This window comes from Arthrobacter sp. Y3221087, assembly GCF_059089905.1.
Window position 1 is genome coordinate 1 of sequence record NZ_JBNHFE010000018.1, and the last position, 1733, is coordinate 1733.

At 55.1% G+C, this 1733-nt stretch carries 1 rRNA gene; it reads right to left on the minus strand.

From position 1 onward, the window contains the following. Nucleotides 1-21: 21 nt before the first annotated feature. Nucleotides 22-1545, minus strand: a 16S ribosomal RNA gene (locus AC5RUO_RS19950). Between the last annotated feature and the right edge of the window lie 188 nt (nucleotides 1546-1733).

Sequence of the window (1733 nt, forward strand, 5' to 3'; positions counted from 1 at the left end):
CAGTTGTGAGGGGCTCCTTAGAAAGGAGGTGATCCAGCCGCACCTTCCGGTACGGCTACCTTGTTACGACTTAGTCCCAATCGCCAGTCCCACCTTCGACGGCTCCCTCCCACAAGGGGTTAGGCCACCGGCTTCGGGTGTTACCAACTTTCGTGACTTGACGGGCGGTGTGTACAAGGCCCGGGAACGTATTCACCGCAGCGTTGCTGATCTGCGATTACTAGCGACTCCGACTTCATGGGGTCGAGTTGCAGACCCCAATCCGAACTGAGACCGGCTTTTTGGGATTAGCTCCACCTCACAGTATCGCAACCCTTTGTACCGGCCATTGTAGCATGCGTGAAGCCCAAGACATAAGGGGCATGATGATTTGACGTCGTCCCCACCTTCCTCCGAGTTGACCCCGGCAGTCTCCTATGAGTCCCCACCATCACGTGCTGGCAACATAGAACGAGGGTTGCGCTCGTTGCGGGACTTAACCCAACATCTCACGACACGAGCTGACGACAACCATGCACCACCTGTAAACCAGCCCCAAAGGGGAAACCACATTTCTGCGGCGGTCCGGTCCATGTCAAGCCTTGGTAAGGTTCTTCGCGTTGCATCGAATTAATCCGCATGCTCCGCCGCTTGTGCGGGCCCCCGTCAATTCCTTTGAGTTTTAGCCTTGCGGCCGTACTCCCCAGGCGGGGCACTTAATGCGTTAGCTACGGCGCGGAAAACGTGGAATGTCCCCCACACCTAGTGCCCAACGTTTACGGCATGGACTACCAGGGTATCTAATCCTGTTCGCTCCCCATGCTTTCGCTCCTCAGCGTCAGTTAATGCCCAGAGACCTGCCTTCGCCATCGGTGTTCCTCCTGATATCTGCGCATTTCACCGCTACACCAGGAATTCCAGTCTCCCCTACATCACTCTAGTCTGCCCGTACCCACCGCAGATCCGGAGTTGAGCCCCGGACTTTCACGGCAGACGCGACAAACCGCCTACGAGCTCTTTACGCCCAATAATTCCGGATAACGCTTGCGCCCTACGTATTACCGCGGCTGCTGGCACGTAGTTAGCCGGCGCTTCTTCTGCAGGTACCGTCACTTTCGCTTCTTCCCTACTGAAAGAGGTTTACAACCCGAAGGCCGTCATCCCTCACGCGGCGTCGCTGCATCAGGCTTGCGCCCATTGTGCAATATTCCCCACTGCTGCCTCCCGTAGGAGTCTGGGCCGTGTCTCAGTCCCAGTGTGGCCGGTCACCCTCTCAGGCCGGCTACCCGTCGTCGCCTTGGTAAGCCATTACCTCACCAACAAGCTGATAGGCCGCGAGTCCATCCAAAACCACAAAAAGCTTTCCACCAACCACCATGCGATGGAAGGTCATATCCGGTATTAGACCCAGTTTCCCAGGCTTATCCCAGAGTCAAGGGCAGGTTACTCACGTGTTACTCACCCGTTCGCCACTAATCCCCCCGCAAGCAGGGTTCATCGTTCGACTTGCATGTGTTAAGCACGCCGCCAGCGTTCATCCTGAGCCAGGATCAAACTCTCCGTTGAAGTAAAACAAAAACAGACACAACCAAAACCAGTGGAAATAACACCAGCAAAGGCTGCACAAAATTTGAAACCAGCCAAAAACACCAAACCAATGCCACAGGGGCGGCACGATCCGGCAAATTCAACCAATTACATACATAATCGGTATCAACAAACTTGGCACACTATTGAGTTCTCAAACAACAGAC